15 protein-coding genes are annotated in these 18,341 nt (G+C 59.5%); 3 read left to right on the top strand and 12 right to left on the bottom strand.

Annotation, left to right across the window (positions count from 1 at the left end):
* Window positions 1-35 precede the first annotated feature (35 nt).
* From AB4Y87_RS07665 to AB4Y87_RS07635, 7 genes are all read right to left on the bottom strand, one after another.
* Window positions 36-446, bottom strand: a complete 411-nt coding sequence (locus AB4Y87_RS07665; RefSeq protein ID WP_442003804.1) for a pilus assembly protein TadG-related protein — start codon at window positions 444-446, stop codon at window positions 36-38.
* A 70-nt stretch (window positions 447-516) separates the two neighbouring features.
* The gene (locus AB4Y87_RS07660) at window positions 517-945 is read right to left on the bottom strand and encodes a hypothetical protein (protein ID WP_442003803.1); all 429 of its coding nucleotides are present in this window, start codon (window positions 943-945) and stop codon (window positions 517-519) included.
* Window positions 946-1,051: 106 nt separating this feature from the next.
* Complete coding sequence (locus AB4Y87_RS07655) at window positions 1,052-1,456, bottom strand: TadE family protein (protein ID WP_442003979.1); 405 nt, start codon at window positions 1,454-1,456, stop codon at window positions 1,052-1,054.
* Window positions 1,457-1,537: 81 nt separating this feature from the next.
* Window positions 1,538-1,741 carry a hypothetical protein gene (locus tag AB4Y87_RS07650; RefSeq protein ID WP_442003802.1) on the bottom strand — a complete coding sequence of 68 codons (204 nt, stop codon included), beginning with the start codon at window positions 1,739-1,741 and terminating at the stop codon, window positions 1,538-1,540.
* Between the two features lie 122 nt (window positions 1,742-1,863).
* Entirely contained in the window at window positions 1,864-2,805 is a 942-nt protein-coding gene (locus AB4Y87_RS07645; RefSeq protein WP_442003801.1) for a type II secretion system F family protein, read from the bottom strand.
* A complete protein-coding gene (locus AB4Y87_RS07640; RefSeq protein WP_442003800.1) occupies window positions 2,802-3,659 on the bottom strand; it encodes a type II secretion system F family protein in 858 nt (285 codons plus the stop codon). Before AB4Y87_RS07640 ends, AB4Y87_RS07645 begins: the two co-directional genes overlap by 4 nt.
* Entirely contained in the window at window positions 3,659-4,882 is a 1,224-nt protein-coding gene (locus tag AB4Y87_RS07635; protein ID WP_442003799.1) for a CpaF family protein, read from the bottom strand. Before AB4Y87_RS07635 ends, AB4Y87_RS07640 begins: the two co-directional genes overlap by 1 nt.
* Before the next feature lie 288 nt (window positions 4,883-5,170).
* On the opposite strand from AB4Y87_RS07635, the gene AB4Y87_RS07630 reads away from it, so the two are divergent.
* Together AB4Y87_RS07630 and AB4Y87_RS07625 are read left to right on the top strand one after the other, a co-directional pair.
* On the top strand, window positions 5,171-7,885 hold the full coding sequence (locus AB4Y87_RS07630) for a GH25 family lysozyme (RefSeq protein WP_442003798.1): 2,715 nt from the start codon (window positions 5,171-5,173) through the stop codon (window positions 7,883-7,885).
* Between the two features lie 247 nt (window positions 7,886-8,132).
* Entirely contained in the window at window positions 8,133-9,479 is a 1,347-nt protein-coding gene (locus AB4Y87_RS07625; RefSeq protein WP_442003797.1) for a neutral/alkaline non-lysosomal ceramidase N-terminal domain-containing protein, read from the top strand.
* 85 nt (window positions 9,480-9,564) lie between these two features.
* Here the strand turns inward: AB4Y87_RS07625 and AB4Y87_RS07620 are convergent, their stop codons facing one another.
* The gene (locus AB4Y87_RS07620) at window positions 9,565-10,101 is read right to left on the bottom strand and encodes a hypothetical protein (RefSeq protein WP_442003796.1); all 537 of its coding nucleotides are present in this window, start codon (window positions 10,099-10,101) and stop codon (window positions 9,565-9,567) included.
* Window positions 10,102-10,187: 86 nt separating this feature from the next.
* Window positions 10,188-11,006 (bottom strand): hypothetical protein, encoded by an 819-nt coding sequence (locus tag AB4Y87_RS07615; RefSeq protein WP_442003795.1) that lies wholly within the window; start codon window positions 11,004-11,006, stop codon window positions 10,188-10,190.
* A gap of 324 nt (window positions 11,007-11,330) precedes the next feature.
* On the opposite strand from AB4Y87_RS07615, the gene AB4Y87_RS07610 reads away from it, so the two are divergent.
* Window positions 11,331-14,669, top strand: coding sequence for a chitobiase/beta-hexosaminidase C-terminal domain-containing protein (locus AB4Y87_RS07610; RefSeq protein ID WP_442003794.1), 3,339 nt, complete (start codon window positions 11,331-11,333; stop codon window positions 14,667-14,669).
* 87 nt (window positions 14,670-14,756) lie between these two features.
* On the opposite strand, the gene AB4Y87_RS07605 is transcribed toward AB4Y87_RS07610, so the two are convergent.
* From AB4Y87_RS07605 to AB4Y87_RS07595, 3 genes are read right to left on the bottom strand one after another with little or no spacing between them, the layout of a single operon-like run.
* On the bottom strand, window positions 14,757-15,713 hold the full coding sequence (locus tag AB4Y87_RS07605) for a glycosyltransferase family 2 protein (RefSeq protein WP_216924011.1): 957 nt from the start codon (window positions 15,711-15,713) through the stop codon (window positions 14,757-14,759).
* A gap of 3 nt (window positions 15,714-15,716) precedes the next feature.
* Complete coding sequence (locus AB4Y87_RS07600; protein ID WP_442003793.1) at window positions 15,717-16,202, bottom strand: GtrA family protein; 486 nt, start codon at window positions 16,200-16,202, stop codon at window positions 15,717-15,719.
* A 3-nt stretch (window positions 16,203-16,205) separates the two neighbouring features.
* On the bottom strand, window positions 16,206-18,320 hold the full coding sequence (locus AB4Y87_RS07595) for a DUF6541 family protein (RefSeq protein ID WP_442003792.1): 2,115 nt from the start codon (window positions 18,318-18,320) through the stop codon (window positions 16,206-16,208).
* Window positions 18,321-18,341: the final 21 nt, after the last annotated feature.

The raw sequence follows: 18,341 nt of genomic DNA, 5'->3' as shown, positions 1-18,341 counted from the left end.
TTGCGTCCCTATCAGTGGGTTATTACGTTGTGCCCCTATTGGGTGAGCCGGGACCTGGCAGTGGATCTTGCTTCAACGGCGATTCCTTCAGGCAGCAGGAAGGTGACCAAGGGCGGATGGGCGATGGCACTTAAGACCACCACCGCTGTACCGCCGGGAGAACTACCCGTCCCGGAAGAAACTTCCAAGTGATCGTGCATGGAGAAGGCTTCGCTGTTTCCCAGATACAGATCAACCGCGCCCAGCACCCGCTCGTCCACCAGCGACGCTGAGGGCACACTGCTTCCCTCGATGTCACCCACCACGTACGAATCTGCAGCGGCAAGTGCGGCGCCATCAGCCAAGGACAGAAGTTTCTTGTGTTCCAAGTAAATCGCGGAAGTAGCCATTACCACCGCAGCCAACAGGAGTGCCAGAAGTACGAAGCCTACGATCAGCACGCTCATTTGTCCCTCTTCGGCTTTGCTCCCTATCCGTCCCCTCGCCACTTTTGCGCCTCCTCCTCACGTTGACGATTCACTTAAAGCGCCCCACGACTTGCGTGGCAGAGGCATTGAGCACAGCAGCATTCAAATGTAGCGAGTCGCCAAACGGAACCATCGGCAAAGGGACAGTCAATCGAACCCAAACTGTCACTGCTGCGCCTGCTGAAAGGCAGTCTGCCCGGTCGCACGTGATCTCCATCGTGGCTGCTTGCGCCGGGTAGCCGTAATCCCTCAGCGCCAAGAGGACGCTCTGTTCTGCGCTGGTCCTCGCGAGGACAGGTTCACTCTGGGAGACAAAGACCTTGGCCGCCTGATCCGCCGCACCCACCACCGCAAAGGATCCGCCTTGGATTTGGCCTACGGTTACCAGGAAATAGACCACAGGGACCATGAGCAACAATGCCAGGAACGTAAACTCCACGATGGCACTGCCGCGCTGCCTTTTGACGTCGGTACCCATACTGGATGTGTCTTGATATGGGCCGAACGCCAATTGCCAAGCCCTGTTCAGCCAACGCCCAAGGCGATTCATTATCGAACCTGGGCACGGCACCGGGGTCAGGACATTACTTTGGAAGGGCAGCATGTCCGGTAACCTCCATGAGTCCACCGGGGCCGATAAGCCCCACAACTGGCATAGGCGCCCTCACGGTCACTTCCAACGCCCGAATTCCGTCCAGAGTCCTTTCAGCGGTGGTCACATCTGCCGCGAAATCTCCATTGAGCGCCGTTTCGATCAGCTCGGACGTCCTGGCCTCCGCATCCATAACCGTTCGATCGGCAAGGGTTCCATATCGCGCTCCGGACGCGGCGGCATCAACAAGTGTGTTTCGGACATGAAGGACAAGCGTGAGCTGGACGATTGACATGAACAGCAACGTCAGGAGGGCACCAATCATCACGAAATCGATAACCGCGGAACCTCGTTCCCCACTATTAAGTGCACACGGATTTTTATCTGCGCAGCGAATTTTAAGTGCACTTGGACTTTCAAATCCACAGGGCAGGCAGAATGGGCGCTTTTGGCTGCGGGACCCCACCTGCCCCATTTCCTAACTACCCACCTTGGCCATAGCCTGCGTGAAGAGGTCCGCCAGTGCTGGCGATGCAATCGCGAGGAGCCCTGCGACCAATATGGCGGACATTAGGGTGATCATCACCCATCCCGGGACGTCACCGCGCTCACGGTGTTCCAAGGGTGATGCCACATTTCGCGCGATCACAGCGAAGGCCCATGAGAAAAACGGCAAAGTCATTGTATTTGCAGAAAACGAGTGTCCATACTTCTTCTTCATTATTTTCCCCAATGTCTGTGTTTGTGCTGGTAATGTGCGACCGGCGGATAAAGGTAATTGGTCAAGATCCCGGCTCGGTCCTGTCAAAGGCTCAACTGCAAAGCGGCGAGCGCCGGAAACGCTGCGAAAATGACCGTTAGCGGAAGGACGCCGAATACAAGGGGCACCATCATTCCGATTTCTTTTCGACCGGCTGATTCCATCAGTTCCCGCTTCGCAGCGTCGCGGACGTCGGCAGCTTGTGCGCGAAGTACATCGGCCAATGGAGTGCCCCGCTCCACAGCCACCACTAATCCGTCGACGAATCGGACCAGGGGCGGCAGTTGCGTTCGGGTAGAGAAAGCTTGGAGTGCCTGGATCAGCGACTTTCCTGATCTCGTGTCCGCCAGGACGGCGCTGAATTCCTTGGCGAGCTCGCCATTGGAGGTACGTGAGATTCGGTCCATCGCACCCACGGCGCTCTCTCCGGCGGCGACGGCAAGCGCCATAAGTTCGGCAAGGCTGGGAAACTCCGCAAGAATCACCGATTCCCGGCGCTTAGTCTTTTGGCCAAGCAGGAAATCGCGGAGCACGTAACCACTAAAGGCACTCCCGATGACCGCCACCAGTGATGGAAGCGGGCTGAATCGTCCGGAGGCAGCACCCAGCCCCACGCCGATCACAGCAAGCAGGAAGCCGCCTGCGGCCCACACGAGTTGCTCGGCGCGGAAATCCACCACGCTTTTCGCGGAGCCGGCTCGAGCGAGTCTCTTGCGCAAGGCTGGGCCGCCACTGTTAAAACGGGACAAGTAGAGAATTCCGTCCTGCATAACGGGGCGGAGAATGCGTTCCAGTGGTCCAAAGGGTGTGAGATTATGCGTAGGCGCCCGGAGGAGGCGCGACTCGAGATTCTGCGACTTAAGCTGTGGGGCAATCCGCTCCGCGAAGGTCCGGCCACGCATGAATGGAAGCCGCACCAGGATCAACCATGTCCCTCCGCCCAGGAATAAACCAAGGAGCGTGGCGGTCGCCGTCGAGGTGCTCATCGGAGGACCCGCTCATCCTCGGGTAATGCCCCGATCCGCAGCATGACTGCGTAACACAAAACGGAGACAACAAGTCCGCCGAGGAGCACCGCGGCACCAATTCCGGAGTTGTAGGCAAGCATGGCTTCAGGCCTACCAGCCATGACCACCAGGACTATCCAGGGTGCCGCGACAGCCAGCCGTGCACCGTTTACGGTCCAGGATTGCCTGGCCTCGAGTTCGCTGCGCGTCCGGGCGCTTTCCCGAAGAAACCCGGCCAACGTGCCCAACATGCGCCCGAGGTCGGAGCCACCCACTTCCCGGGTCATGCGGAGTGCCTCGATGATCCTGTCGGCCACGGGATCTGCCAAGCGGTCCTTCAGTTTGTTGACCGCCGCATCGAACTGACCGCCCGATCTGTAATCGGCACCAAAATCAAGGAAGAGGCTCCGCAGTTCGTCCGGCCCGTTATGCCCAAGTTGGATCAATGCCTCTGGCAAAGCCAGGCCGGCGCGAATGGCGGATCTCAGATGGTCAACAACATCCGGCCACAGTTGGCGCAGAGTGGCACGCCGTTTCCGCGCCCGCCGACGCACGAGGCCGAAAGGGATCCAAGCGCCGAAGACTCCGAAGCAAAGGCAGACGGGCAATGACGCGGTCACAACGAAGAACAGGAGCATCGCAACGACTCCACATCCAGCGCAACTGAGAAGGAGGCCCGCACTGGTGACCCTTTCTATGCCTGCCGTGAGCAAGAGAAGTTCCAGGGGCCGTGGCCGGGGTTCCCTGACCCGGAGGTCCGGTGGATGGTCCCAGGTGGACCACCAAATAAGTAATGCTCCACTGCCACAAAGGATCCCCAATAGCGGGGCCATCAGTTCAGCTCCAGCAGCGCGGCGACATCAAAACCAGCCACGGCAAACTTTTCGACCGCCGGTATGGAGTTGGCTTTGGGCTGCAACTGCCCCTCAAGCATGCGGAACACCACCGAGGATTCGATGACCCCGTTTTCCACGCGGCGTCCCAAGGACAGGATTTCGGTTACCTGCCTCCGCCCATTGGCCTGCCGGGCACAATGCACCACTAAGTCAATGCACGAGGCAACTGTGGGCAAGACGAATGCACTGGAAATATTCGCCCCCGCCAGCAAAGGCAGGGTGCAAATCTTGGTGACGGCGTCATGGGCCGAATTTGCATGGACCGTGCACATGCCAGGAAGTCCGGAATTCAACGCGATCAGCATGTCCAGGCTTTCGGCTTCGCGGACTTCACCGACCACCAGGCGGTCAGGTCTCATGCGCAGGGCTTCCTTAACGAGCCTTCGCAACGGAATTTCTCCATGACCTTCCAGGTTCGGTTGCCTGCATTGGAGACCCACGACGTCACGCAGAGGGAGTTGCAATTCAAAGATCTCTTCAACGGTTATTACGCGCTCACGTGAGCCAATGCTTGCTGCAAGGCAGTTCAACATAGTGGTCTTCCCTGCCTGGGTGGCACCGGAAACGAGGATGTTGAGTCCGCTTGCAACGGCTGCACCAAGGAACCTGGCAGATTGGGGTGTGAGGCTTCCCAACTCCACGAGATGCTCAAGCCGGTTAGCCCTGGCGATGAACTTTCTGATGTTGACAGCCCAGTGCTTCCTGGTCACGTCTGGAATAGCAACATGCAAGCGCGACCCGTCCGGAAGGGCCGCGTCCACGAACGGTGACGACAAGTCCAGCCGCCGCCCCGAGCTCTTGAGCATCCGCTCGACGAGATCGCGGATTTGTTGCTCGCTCAGGGTAATTCCGGTTAGCTCGGACTCCCCATTACGCGCGACATAAATTTCGTGCGGCGCGTTGATCCAAATTTCCTCAATTCCAGGATCATCCAGGAATGGCTGCAGCGGCCCGAATCCCGCTACGGCGTCAAATACGTGCCGTCGGGCGGTTTCCAAATGTCCCAATGGCGGAAGGGGCCCAAGGAGAGCCCTTTCGTCATAGTCGTTGACCGCGTCCTCAACCAAGCGCCGGACTTCCGCGGTCTGTTCAAGAGGGTCCAACCCGCGGCGTCTGATAAGTTCGCGGACCTCACCCTCCACAATCCCAACGGCCTCCATATTTCCCCCCAAAAAAGCTCTTTGTCCGTATCCGAGAGGCGTATCTCGAGTCACCTACGCTAGGGGAGCCGAAGTTTAGGGCCAAGTCCCGCATGAGGGATTGTGGATAACTATTGGAACAAGAGTCCCTTTGGCATCGTCTGTACCACTAGTCACTCCAGTTTCCGAATGTTAGGGTAAAGCCCGTTAGGAGCTGGCCTTTGGTCCCAAGCGCAGGCGCCCGCCCCGGAGCTTGTCAGCAAGCCACACCATGCGCCGCTGAGCCGCGGCACAGGGCCGGAATTGGATATGACAAGAACCCCCGTAAAGACGGTCCGTCGCATGCCGCTTGCAAGGACTGGAATCGCCCTTTGTCTGGTCCTCCTTGCAGGGACTTTTCCCGGCATTCCTGCATGGGCGGAGGACTCCGGCCCTCGGCCAGCGCCGATCGCCGAACAGAAGTCGCCAGCGACGACTCCACTTCTGCCATCGACAGACTCCGGGGCCCTCCCCGCGGAAAGCGCACCGCCGGTGACGAACCAGCAGCAGGTGCCAACCGCCGTCGAGCCTTCACCTGCTGTTGCTCCGCAGCCGGCCAACGGCCCCTCTATGGACGATCCAGCTGGGCTGCCAACCGCCAAGTCAGTGCCCGGTAATGCTCCGGACGCCGAGGCCATGAAGGCAGCAATGCGAGCTGCGATTCCAGCGGGCGGGGCAGAAATGGGTCAGCGCTCACCCAGGGTCATCGCGGCAAAGCAAGGCAACGGAAATTCAGGGCCTGCTGGCTCACGCACAGTGGGACAGGTGGTGCCGATGGACGCTGACCCGGGTCACTGGAGGCCAACCATCGGTATCCATGGACAGGACGTCAGCGCGCACCAGGGCAACGTCGACTGGCAGGACCAATGGAACGAAGGATCCCGCTGGGCTTACGTCAAGGCCTCCGAGGGCAACTATTACCTGAACGAAAACTATGCACAGCAATATGACGGCTCGCGGAACGTCGGAATGGTTCGTGGCGCCTATCACTTCGCCATTCCAAACTGGTCTTCGGGTGCGGACCAGGCGAGATACTTCGTGGCGAACGGCGGCGGATGGACTGCAGACGGTTACACGCTTCCTCCTGTCCTGGACATCGAATACAACCCCTACGCTGGACGCACCATCAACGGCTTCTATTTCGGCAACACGTGCTACAACATGTCAAAGGCGCAACTTGGGCAGTGGGCTGCCGATTTCGGCAACACGGTCAAAGCCCTGACGGGGCGCTTTCCGGTCATTTACAGCACCACGGATTGGTGGAATACGTGCGTAGGCAACTCCACGTTCGGGAGCTACCCGCTGTGGATCGCGTCGTACTGGAACAACCCCACGAATTCTCCTGGATCTTTACCGGCCAGTTGGGGCGACTACACCATGTGGCAGTACAGCAGCACCGGGCCGTTCGAAGGTGATTCCAACATCTTCAACGGCAGCTACGATCAGCTGCGGACGTTCGCCCGTGGTGCCTCAGCCCCTTCCAACCCGTCCATCAAGTCCGGCGCCGACCTCCTGGCCACAAGCTCGACGGGCCGGCTCGATGCATTTCCAGCCGACGGCAGTGGCCGGATTACTGGTCCTGTGGCCATCGGTTCGGGGTGGACCGGTGCAAAATCGCTGTACGTCGTTGATTGGAACCAGGACGGCGTCCAGGACATTCTTTCGCAGTGGTCCGACGGGACACTGAGAGTCTTCCGCGGCGCTCCCGGCGGGGGCTTTTATGCTCCCCTCCAAGTCGGTTCCGGCTGGCAGGAAATGTCCCTGACGGTCGGGTGGTGGAACTCCAAAGACGGCTATCCGGGCGTAATAGGACAGGACTACCTGGGCAATTTGTACCGGTACCCGAACACGGGAGGTGGAACGCTGGGAAATGGGGTGCTGATCGGGACCGGCTTCAGCGGCCACCAGTTGAACCAGATCGACTTCGATGGCGACGGTAGCCAGGACATCCTCACGCGCACCTCCGATGGCACCCTTCGCCTTTATCGTTCGAACGGCTTGGGCAGCTTCCTCAACGAAGCCGCCCAAGTAATTGGTTCCGGATGGAATGGCATGACGTCGGTAAGTTCAGCGATCGGCTTCAGCGGAGCCGGGTCCCAGGGACTCCATGCCCGCACCGCCAACGGCGACCTCTACTATTACCCGGCGGTCTCGGGTGCGTGGGGCAACCGCAGCCTCATCGGACTTGGCTGGGATGACGCGATCCGGATCAGCGACGCTCCCCTGGATGTTGAGACAACACTCGGCATCGACCAGGAGGATGTGGTCGCGGTCCGTGCCGATGCCAACCTCTACCGCTATCCCGGTACGGGTACCACGGCGCTCCTGCCGGAGGATCTCATCGGAACAGGGTGGGCCGGCCTGAAGGCCGGGTTCGTCACGGATTGGAACGGGGACGGCGCCTTGGACATCGTGGCGCAATGGTCCGACGGCCGGCTAAACGTCTACCCGGGCAGGACCGGCAGCGGTTTTGGGACCCCCATCGCCCTCGGCAGCAATTGGAAGGACTGGACGCTAAGCGTTGGGACATGGAAAAAGGCCGATGCACACCCCGGTCTCGTAGGATACGACTCCACGGGTCGCCTGTACTACTTCAGCAACCCCACCGGGAAGACCGTGTCCACCGGTATCTCCATTGGAGTCGGTTGGAGCGGTTTGGACATAGCGCAAATGGACTTTGACAAAGACTCAAATGCCGATCTCCTGGCCAAAAACGCTGCTGGCGATTTGAAACTGTACCGTTCCAACGGCACCGGCAACTTCATGCAGGAACCTGCAGCGGTGGTCGGAACAGGGTGGAACGTCGTTACGAGTTTCGGTGCGGTCCGCGGATTTGCCGGAGCCGGCTCCAGCGGTGTCATCGCCCGGACCACTGCTGGCGAGCTGCGGTACTACCCTGTGGGTTCGAACAGGTCGTGGGGAACAACAACCCGCATCGGCACAGGCTGGAATTCCCTGACCATTCTGGCACCTGCGGCAAAATAGCACGCACGCAGTCCGGTTTCGAGGGCCCTTTCGTGGAAAACTTCCATGAAGGGGCCCTCGGTTCATTCCAGCTGACTGACACGCCCGTGCGGGCGATAAATATCGCCCAGGAGCGCCCTAAATTGCTGGATCACATGGTCTAATGAAGGTGGTCTCACGTATTGGCTGTTCAGCGCATTCGGGATACGGACTTTGTTTGGGGGCAAGCGAAGATCACCCATTGCGCACAATCAAGGAGTGATCTTTTATGGCGTTTAGAGTTGGAACTGCAAGCGCTGACATTACGCCGTCGCTAAGCACCAATCCGTATATGGCCGGATATGGCACCACCGATGGCGGACGCGAGGCCACCAGCAGTTCGCCGTTCGAGCCCCTCTATGCTCGGGCAATCCTCATCTGGGAAGACGCACATCCCCACATCATCATCTCGCTGGACGTTCTGGCAGTGCCTCGGGCTATGCACCAACGGATCCGCGACAGGATCATTCAACTCGCGGATTGGTCCAGCAGCGACATCCTGATCCAGGCGACACATACGCACAACGGTCCAGCACTGATCGACACATTGCATCCCTACATGGCGTACGGACTGGCAGACCTCGGGTTGCTCCGCTCGTACAGTGACGACCTGGAAGACACAATCGTTGACCTTGCCCAGGAAGCCCTGGACGCGAACGAGGAGGCCGTGACTTTCGACTACAAAGTTTCAACACAGAACTTTTCCKCGAACAGGGTTGGCCTGCCGTACACAGAAACCGCCGTCCCCATACTCGTAGCCAGACGGGGCAACGGCACACCGGCAGCTGTGATCTTCAGCTACGGCTGCCACCCCATCAGCGCTGGTTTGCGCACGCTGTTTGATGGAGATTTCGCAGCAGGTGCCTGCAATTACATCGAGAACCGCAATCCGAATTGTTTCGCCATGTTTGTGCAGGGACCCGCCGGGGACCAGGACCCTGGAGGGGTCCGCAGCTGGGAACTCAGGGACCAGCATGGGGACGCCCTTGGGGCAACCGTCAATTCAAACATGCAGTCTGCCGGCAGGGCGCTCAGCGGCCCGATGGTGACGCGCTATCAGGAGGTCCAGCTTCCATTGGACATCACCCCCACCGCGGGTAATCTCGCCGCTGTACGTGCCGCGTATGTTGCCCGTTTGCCAAACCCCAACGGCCAGCCGCAGTGGTACCAGCGTCACGCCCAGGTCATGATCGGCCGTATTGACAGCAATAGCTACAAAACCGCGGTGCCGTCCCCCTTCCAAGTGTGGAAATTCAACGGAAGCCCCCAGCTTAAGATCGCCATGATCGGCGGCGAACTCGTCAGTGGATACGGGGCGTATTTCAGAAGTCGCAATGGCGGAACCAACGGCATAATCGTCGGCGGATACGCCAATGAGTCCTGCTGCTACATACCGAGCAATGAATTTTTTCCGCCGAACATGCCACTTGGCAGCTACGAGGGTGGTTGGGAGCCGGATTTCCCGGGAATTGCTGGTGGCTCAATGACCGTCTACGGACATCTGGCCCATTTCAAGGCGGGTACGAATGGCGTGGAAACAACACTCATCAATGCGATGAATTCATTGCTTGCCTGAACAGAAATGCCCACGTACAGGCGCGGACCCAAAGTGGTCCGCGCCTTTCAATTTCTCCTTGGTTGTGCACTACGCGCCCATGCAGCTATCCGGAAACTGCCGTCTTCAGCCACCTGGTCAGCACGGCCGCCTGCGGCGCGAGCGGGGCAAGTGTCAGGGCGCCCTTCACAACCGGAACCCCATAAGCGGCGAGCGAGGCTGCGAGCGTCCTTGGGTCCGTCCGGGTGCAGGCCTTGATGATGCGTAAGCACAGAGCGGAGGCGTCGCCGGGAGCGGCACCTGCCGCGAGGGCGGCATTCACGGCAGCCGTCTCCTCGGGAGTGAGCATGTGGGGTCCACTTCCGACATACTGCACTTGGCAGTCCGTGACGTGCATGTAGCGCGTGGATGCCCAGACCTCTTCCAGGCTCGAGAACTTGCCTATCAGGCTGCCATCAGCACCTGTGCACGTGAATTGATACCGGATCAAAGGTTCCGGACGTTCCCGTGGGATTTTGTCATCGTTCGCGACCACAGGCGCCATATCAAGTGCGGCTGGTTGGGAAGTATCTACATTGGTTCCTGAACAACCGGCCAAGGCAAAAGCTGCCACACCGAGCTGAAGAACACTGCGCCTGCGCATGTCCACCGAGGGATCCCCACTTCATTCGGATGCTCCCCAGCTCCGCATGCATTGGTTATTCGCCCCAAGCCGTTTCCGGCTGCGTCTTAGTACATCTTCCCCCAAATTCCGCATTTGTCACTAGTAAAGTTTTGGCCGCCAGCAAGATCGACGCCTGCGCCGGCCTCCGGCAGTCCTCCTTCCGCGGTAATGGCACCCCCTGTGCCGGCTACGGTCCACCTGCAATCTGCCGCAGACGCGCCTTGCTTGACCAGTTGGTATTTGCCGGGTTGCACCGTATCGCCCACCAGATGGCTGCCATCAGCCATCCTCGTGCCCTCGGCCCACGCTGCGATGATTTTGCCCTGTGGAGCGTCCGGGCAAAGTGAGGCTGCAGCAAGCAACGGCCCGTGTCCGGCTTCCTCGAATCCGCCTGGTCCGCTTTCATCGCTTACCCGCGTGCAGAGACGGAGGACGTCCAACAACACTGCCAGGCCTCCATCGTCGCTTGATCCTTGTTGCGCCGCCGTCGAGATTGCTTCTGCTTCCCGTGGTGTGGGCTCGAACGGTTGCGGCCCGGTGTAGGTAACTTCGCAGGAGTCCATCCGCGTGTAGTTGGTGGCGGCCCAGACCTCGGCAAGGCTCGACAACTGGACTTCCGGGGAGGCGTCAAGGCTTGTGCATCGATAGGCGTAGCGGCCAGGTTCGTCACCGTCGCCCAATGGCTCCCCATCACCTGTGGTGCCATTACTCGGAACCGTCGACGGCGAGTGGCTGGGTTCCCCTGTGGCGCCGGTAGTCGCGGTGCCGGTTGGTGTCGACGCGGCTGTTGACGAGGCACTCGATCCCGGAGTCGGTTGGGGCGATGGAGTGCAGGCAGCCAGCAGCATAATCAGCGGCACCACCATCGGAAACAGTCTGCGCATTGTGACCTCCACCTCAATCGTGCGGGGCTGCGTTTGCCCGGTCAAGACGTCGGGAAGGGCGAAAGTGAAGCAAGAAAATGTCCCGCAACGAAAATTACCTAGTGACAAAAGTGAAAATTGGGGGAAGATGTACGTAGACGCAGCCGGAAACGGCGTGGGGCGAATAACCAATGCATGCGGAGCTGGGGAGCATCCGAATGAAGTGGGGATCCCTCGGTGGACACGCGCAATCGCAGTGTTCTTCAGCTTGGTTTGGCGTGTCTTGCCTTCGCCGGTCGCTCAAGAACATCTCATGGAAACTCCCATCCCTCCGCCATCAGCGGGATGATCGGAGGACCGCATCGCCATAAAATCACCGCACTGATCGCCTCGGCCAGCCTGGCAACAGCAGCGCTCACAGGTGTGTTCACAGCGGGGGCTGCCAACGCCGACCAAGCCCGACAAACCGTCGCCGTGGGTCTCACGAAGGCCGCCGGTTCGGTGGTGGACCCAGCCGGAAGGATCTGGGTCTCGGACGCGCGTGCCGGATTCTGCCGCGTTACCGAAGCTGCGGGCGCCACCCCGGGAGGGCTCGAAACAGGCACCTGCCTTGGGGGCACCCTGGCTGGCCACAAAAAGGGCCCTGCGTTAGCCGGAACTCCTGCCATGATTGATCCGTCGCCTGCCAATCAAGGCTCGGGCGACGAAATCGCGTTCATTCCGGATGCCGCCGTCGGAAGTTCCGAGGTAGTCCGTGCAATCTGGAAGCCCACCGCCGGAGTCTTCGACTACGACGGTCAGTTGACCATCTTCGACGGCGACCTTCGTCCGAACGCGGTCAGTGACGGCCCCGATGGCAACATCTATTTGTCGTTCGCAAATGCCCGCTCGATTGTGAAGATCGTAGATCCGACTGCCCTCTATCCGAGCATCGAATCAATCGCTTCGGTTAATTCAAGCGCTTTGAGCCTTGCTGCCACGCACCGCAACAGTGCCGGCAATGTAGTGGTCTATGTCGCGGAAACTTCGGGACTGACCGTGTTCACGGCGCCAGAGGACGGAGTCTTGACCAATTTCGTCCCCTCGCCCCTCTATAACGTCGGCAAGCCGACGGCCATCTACTACGACTGGCAGTCGCCCTTGGTCCTGTACACAGGAACAGGTGGCGGAACAACTACTGCCGACGCCGGCAAGGACACCGTCTCGCGCATCGACTTGAGCACCGACACCGTAAACAACCAATGGGCGCTCGGTTTCAGCAAGATCGGTGGACTGAACATGCGCGATGGCAAGCTGATGGTCATGGAAGATCCAGGTCAGCTGGATCCCGCCAAACCGGCCCAGCAGGGCAGGCTGCTCACTTTGGGCGGCGTAGTACCTTCCATCGTCAGCGGTCCGACGGCGGCTAACGGAACCCAAGCGGCCAATCCGGCTTTCACCGACGATTCCACTCCTACTTTCACCGTAGCCTCAACGCCTCCCGGGGGCACTCTTGAATGCAGCCTCCAATTGAGCACCGCAACACCTGTATGGCAGGTATGCACGAGTGGCACGTATACACCGGCAACTGCCTTGACCAAGGGCGCCTACACATTCTCTGTACGCGCGGCACCATCGGGGCTTCCTGTATCCAGGGCGTTCACCGTTGATCTGACGGCACCCACCGCTCCGGTGATAACCTCACCGGCCGCTGGAGCGACCGTCAACCGCTCGCCTGTCCTGGGCGTGACCTCGGAGGCGGACTCCGTCCTGTCCTGCTCGGTCGATTCCACCACAGTTTTCACGGCCTGCAGCAACGGCTATGTCTTCAACCTCGCTACCGCAGGACAGCACGTCCTGGGGGTCCGGGCGACAGACATGGCAGGCAACGTCAGTACCCTTGCATCCGTGACTGTGACCGCGGACTTGACCGCACCTCAGGTGTCCATCAGTTCACCTGCAGAAGGCGCAACAGTCGGGATCTCGCCGTCGTTCGTCTTTGCCTCAACGTCCACGGACGTTGCCGGTTTCAGGTGCAAGCTGGGCACAAACGCCTTCACCGCATGTACGTCGCCAAAGTCGTACAGCAACGTACCCAATGGTCCTGTCGCCTTCACGGTGGAAGCCATGGACAACGCGGGGAACACCTCCACTGCAACCAGGAATGTCACTGTCTTCGCTGCCGACACCACGCCCCCTGTGGTCTCTGTCGATCCGGCTGGAGGAACGTACGGGGCAAACAAAACCATCAGCCTCACGGTGAATGAAGCAGCCACTATCTACGTGACCACCGATGGTTCCACGCCCACCACATCCAGTCCTGTCTACTCTGGACCGATAGCGCTGACTTCGTCGATGACATTGAAGTACTTTGCACGCGACACCGCGGGCAACTCTTCAACGGTAGCCACCCAGACGTACGTCCTTGACACCACTGCCCCGGTTCTGACCGTTGCACCCGCTGCCGGAGCCTATGCTTCAGGGCAACTTGTCACCATGACTTCCAGCGAACCTGGAAGCATCTTCTACACAACGGATGGCACCACGCCCGCTACTGCAGTCGGAGGAAGCACGAAAGCATACTCGAGCCCATTCGCGCTGACGGCAAACACCACCGTAATGGCTCTTGCTGTGGACGCATATGGAAATGCTTCCGCAGTCACTGCCCGTGCTTACACGGTCTTGGACACAACCCCACCGGTGGTTACCGTGACTCCACCTGCGGGAAGCTACCCTGTGAACCAGCAGATCACGCTCACGGTGAATGAAGCGGGATCGAGCATTTACTTCACCACCAACGGAACCACTCCGACTGCCACAGCCGCCAATAAGTACTCCACAGCAATCACGCTGACGGCCGCGATGACCTTGAAGTACTTCGCGGTGGATCCGTCCAACAACAGTTCGGCGATCATCAGCCAGGCCTACACTGTGACAGCGCCACCGGCCAATACGTGGAAGGACTACACCGGTGATGCAAAGAACGACGTCGTGGCACGCGACAATGGCGGCACGCTATGGCTCTATCCGGGCAACGGCACCGGCGGTTGGCTGACGCAACGTTCGTTGGGCACAGGTTGGAACTCGCTGAACGCCATCGTCCCCACCAAGGACTTCAATGGTGATGGACGAAGTGACGTCCTGGCGCGAGATACCAATGGTGTCCTCTGGCTCTATCCCGGGAATGGAGCCGGCGGGCTTCAGCCCCGGGTGCAGGCAGGCACAGCGTGGTCGGGCATGACGCTCATCCTCGCGCCAGGGGACTTCAGCGGCGATGGCAAGGCGGACGTGTTGGCCCGGGATTCGGCCGGTGTCCTGTGGCTCTATCGCGGAAACGGCACTGGCGGCTTTGTATCAAGCGCCCAGATTGGCACCGGGTGGAACTCCATGACGGCGATACTGAGTACCGGCGATTTCAACGGCGACAGCAAGACTGATGTCCTGGCCAGGGACACGTCGGGCATCCTGTGGCTATATCCAGGCAACGGGACCGGCGGTTGGCTGAGCAGGGTCCAAGTTGGAAGCGGCTGGAGCGGGATGACTGCAATCCTGGGCCCTGGCGACTTCAACGGAGACAGCAAGAACGATGTGCTTGCCCGCGACTCCGGTGGCAACCTCTTCCTGTACCCCGGCAACGGAACATCAGGATGGCTCTCCCGGAGCCAGGTCGGGTGGGGCTGGGGAGGGTTCACGTCGCTCCCCTAGCAGCAAAGACGTGACCCCGGCAGGAAAGAGAAGGGAGGGTCAGGACGCCAAGCGTACTGACCCTCCCCTTCTTGTTCCAGGAATTCCCTACGTACGTTCCTTCATGGGATGCATCGTGGGCCTGTTTGGGCTTGCCTGTATGTCCAGTTGGAGGGATACCAACAGCATCTGAACTCCCAGCACAAAGGGCACAACAGCCAACATCACCGATCCCGCGGTAGGAGATCCTACGCTTGCGGCGAGAACCCAGATCCCAGCCACGAGACCCATGACAATAAGGGCGATCCCTGCGATCAGCAGAAGAGCCACCGCTGAGAAGGACCACACCATGTACTTCCACCACACACGGCGCCAGAAGCCGCCAAAGAGCATGGCCAGCAGCTCGGGGATCACCTTCCGGAGCTTGATGCTGGAAACCTCGTTGCCGTAAACAGCAGGAATTGGGACATCCACAATCGGTACATCGAGGATATTCAGGTGAATCAGGAGGTCGTTCTCAAAGCTGTAGCGCGCAGCCACCTTATTCATTGGCAGGCGGCGAAGAACTTCCGTCCGGATCGCCGTGTAGCCATTCTGGGGGTCGAAGATGTGCCAGTAACCCGACGCCAGCTTTGTCATGAATGACAGAACGATGTTTCCGAAGATACGGTATCCAGGCATGCCGGCAAAAGACTCACCTGAAAAGAAGCGGTTGGCCTTTGCAAAGCCGTAACCATCCACCACGGGGTCGAGCAGCTGGGGCAGGTACTCCGGATCCATCTGGGCGTCGCCGGCCATCACAACATTGATGTCGGAGCCCAACTCCATTGCTGCTTTATGGGCCGTCAGAACTGCGCCACCCACACCTTGATTGACCTCATGCCGGATCAACGTGACCCTGCCGTCATCCGCCCGAAGGGCAGCCCCGGAGGTGTCGTCAGGGCTGCAGTCATCAACAATGACAATGTCATCGACGAAATCAGGCATCGTTTCGATCACCTGTGCGATGTGGTTCTCTTCTTTATAGGCCGGTACTACCGCGGCAATTCGAACGCCTCGATACATCGATTATCCTTCGCTGCTGTTAGGTGTGAATTTCTGTGCTGGCGCTTCAGTGCCCGAGGCGCCATCTGTCTGTCCGCCGGCGCTCTGCGGCTGCTTCTTTTGCGGGAAGATCCAGTGCTTGTAAATGAAGTAGTTCCAGCCCATGGTCACAATCGTCGCAACCACTTTACCGGCAACATATCCGGCCCCCAGGAACTGGAAAAGCTCGACGATTCCCATGACCGCCACGGTGTTGAAGGCCAGGAGTCCGGAATACCGCAGCACTCCACCCAATGCCGTTCCGCCACCCCCGAAGGCAAAGTGGCGCTGCAGGAAATAGTTGAAGAAGAAACTTCCCCAGAATCCTGCGCCCGTGGCCAACCAAAGGGGCCAACCAAACACTTGGAAGCAGAGCGCCAGCAGACCGAGGTCCACAATGAAGCTCAGACCGCCCACCACGAGGAATCTGAACAAACTGGACGAGAGGAACTTTGTAATGAATGCCTTCATTGGTTAACAAATCCTTCCAAGCGGGGCGATGCCATCGGGGTTCCGGTTCTCGAGGATGCCCGGGACTCCGTCAAGCTGCACACGGTCGTTGGCAGCGGCGTCGAAGGCTTGCTTTCCACCTGGTAACTGAGACCAATCGATCCGGTAGAGGGCAGCGTTTCCGTCACGCACAACAAGCTTCAAGTAAGGGATGGAATCAGGATGGGTCAAGCCCGCCTTGGGCTCATCCCAGGCCCGGATCCGACCGTCGGCTATGTACACCCATTCGATACCAAGCTCCGAAGCGGCAGCCCGCGCGTCGGGATCCGTCGCCAACTCAGGGAGCTTTTGCAGGACAAGCAGCTGGCGGTTCGTAGGAAGTATTTCGAAGTGCCGAATCATCGGCATTCGGTTCCCGAGTGCATACATCCATACGGAACCATCGCAGGAATCATTCAGCACTGTGGCGTCCTGAGGGACGTACTGGTCGATTTTGCTCAGCAGATCCACTTCGGATGAGCTCAGGGTGAGGCCATCCACCTTCGTATTGATGTTGATGCGCTCGGCGTTTTGCTTGAAATACGGGATCGCCCCAACGCCACACACCAGCAAAACTGCGACAGCAGCCGCCGCTGTGATGACGTGGTTGGGCCTGCGTCCCTTTGTGCCTTGGGATTCATGGGATGCTGCCCGACGATTGCGGAGCCACCGGACGGCCCATTCGATTGCCTCGCCGGCCTGGGCAACACCCAAGCCGGCAAGCGGCACGAGAAGCATGACAAGGATGCCGAAAATACGCCATTGATCGTCGTAAAAGGGGGCTGTCAGGTTCAGGAAACGGGGGCTGTCGCTGCCCATGGTGTAAACCGAAAGAAACGCAAAAGCCAGGACCGGGCCGAAGTACCACCACATGCGGATCCTGAAGACAACAGCAAGGCAGCCAAGTGCGACAAGCGTTGTCAGGATCGGCATTGCCATGGAGCCATGGTTCAGGAAAACAATATTCTGAATGGCACCGTTTCGATCAGTATCCGGAGCCCACATCATCTTGGAGACGCGCTCAGATTCCTTAAGCATCTGGGTAATGATCGGCAGGCCGATGATCGCCGCGAGAACCCCTGACACCGTCAGGTAAACGGTAATGCCCAGGATCCGGCCCTTGCGTCGTATCAATGCGGAGAGCAGCCAGAAGACGAGGACCGGCAGTACTACGAACGCCAACGAGGGGTGGACGGCAATAAGGCCCACTGCGCCGAAGGCAATGCCCAGGACCCAGAACTTTTGCCGCTCCAAGGCACCTTTGACTGCCAGGAAGACGAATGGACCCACCAAGAGCATGCCAGCGAAAAACGGAATCAGCGGGCCACGCCACAGTAAATCGTAGGGGTAGACCGTGAACCATCCCGACACTGCAGCCGCGGCGGCCACGGCAACAGGGCGGCGCGTGAGGATCATGGTCAAGGCCATGGCGCTGAGGGGCAACTGAACGGCCATCATCACCAAGACGAAAACATTCAGGAAGACCGGGATGCTGACACCACTCATCGGCCAGAACAGCGAGAGCACTGCGTGGAACGCAATAGGGTAGCTCCTGATGGGAGCATCAGAAATTGTGGTGTCGTAGTAGGCGAAGTTGCCCGCAATGGCGGGATCCCATTCATGATTCACGGAGATAAGCCGGATCATGTTGGCGTGCCAAGGAATGTCCCAGTCCTGGTTTATGCCCAGGAGGCCCTCAGTGCCGACAAACCATGCCACGGCGGCGACGGCTCCGCCCGCAACAAGGCCCACAAGCAGGATCCACCAGGAGCCCGCAAATCGGTGCTTACCGAAAATGCTTGGCTGTGTTCGCAGGGGTGTCTGGAACTTGTCGGGGAATCTGCGCCTCAACACGAGGCGCAGAGCCAACAGGACACCAGCCAACACCAGCAGAACGGCGGACACCGGAAGCAGCTGCCAGCTCAAGCCCAAGGAATTGCCCATCACACCGATGACCGTCAGGGCACCCATGCCCAACAATGGTGCCACGACGGGCAGGAGGGTTCGGCGCACTCCCAGCGCTTCTCCGAGAAGCCAGCCTGGACCCCACCACAACACAATGATCAGGACTACACACAACAGCAGTGGGCCGATACCCATTCCTACGATCGCCTTTCCTAG

The organism is Paenarthrobacter sp. RAF54_2, assembly GCF_052113945.1.
Lineage (GTDB): Bacteria > Actinomycetota > Actinomycetes > Actinomycetales > Micrococcaceae > Arthrobacter.
The sequence above is the reverse complement of the archived record's forward strand: the minus strand, read 5'-3'. Positions and strand labels throughout refer to the sequence as shown.

What these genes read in the sequence shown, in the direction of transcription:
- AB4Y87_RS07640 (WP_442003800.1), bottom strand. Translation starts at nt 3,659, where the DNA reads ATGGCCCCGCTATTGGGGATCCTTTGTGGCAGTGGAGCATTACTTATT.
- AB4Y87_RS07665 (WP_442003804.1), bottom strand. Translation starts at nt 446, where the DNA reads ATGAGCGTGCTGATCGTAGGCTTCGTACTTCTGGCACTCCTGTTGGCT.
- AB4Y87_RS07600 (WP_442003793.1), bottom strand. Translation starts at nt 16,202, where the DNA reads ATGAAGGCATTCATTACAAAGTTCCTCTCGTCCAGTTTGTTCAGATTC.
- AB4Y87_RS07660 (WP_442003803.1), bottom strand. Translation starts at nt 945, where the DNA reads ATGGGTACCGACGTCAAAAGGCAGCGCGGCAGTGCCATCGTGGAGTTT.
- AB4Y87_RS07615 (WP_442003795.1), bottom strand. Translation starts at nt 11,006, where the DNA reads ATGCGCAGACTGTTTCCGATGGTGGTGCCGCTGATTATGCTGCTGGCT.
- AB4Y87_RS07650 (WP_442003802.1), bottom strand. Translation starts at nt 1,741, where the DNA reads ATGACTTTGCCGTTTTTCTCATGGGCCTTCGCTGTGATCGCGCGAAAT.
- AB4Y87_RS07610 (WP_442003794.1), top strand. Translation starts at nt 11,331, where the DNA reads ATGATCGGAGGACCGCATCGCCATAAAATCACCGCACTGATCGCCTCG.
- AB4Y87_RS07595 (WP_442003792.1), bottom strand. Translation starts at nt 18,320, where the DNA reads ATGGGTATCGGCCCACTGCTGTTGTGTGTAGTCCTGATCATTGTGTTG.
- AB4Y87_RS07630 (WP_442003798.1), top strand. Translation starts at nt 5,171, where the DNA reads ATGACAAGAACCCCCGTAAAGACGGTCCGTCGCATGCCGCTTGCAAGG.
- AB4Y87_RS07635 (WP_442003799.1), bottom strand. Translation starts at nt 4,882, where the DNA reads ATGGAGGCCGTTGGGATTGTGGAGGGTGAGGTCCGCGAACTTATCAGA.
- AB4Y87_RS07645 (WP_442003801.1), bottom strand. Translation starts at nt 2,805, where the DNA reads ATGAGCACCTCGACGGCGACCGCCACGCTCCTTGGTTTATTCCTGGGC.
- AB4Y87_RS07605 (WP_216924011.1), bottom strand. Translation starts at nt 15,713, where the DNA reads ATGTATCGAGGCGTTCGAATTGCCGCGGTAGTACCGGCCTATAAAGAA.
- AB4Y87_RS07620 (WP_442003796.1), bottom strand. Translation starts at nt 10,101, where the DNA reads ATGCGCAGGCGCAGTGTTCTTCAGCTCGGTGTGGCAGCTTTTGCCTTG.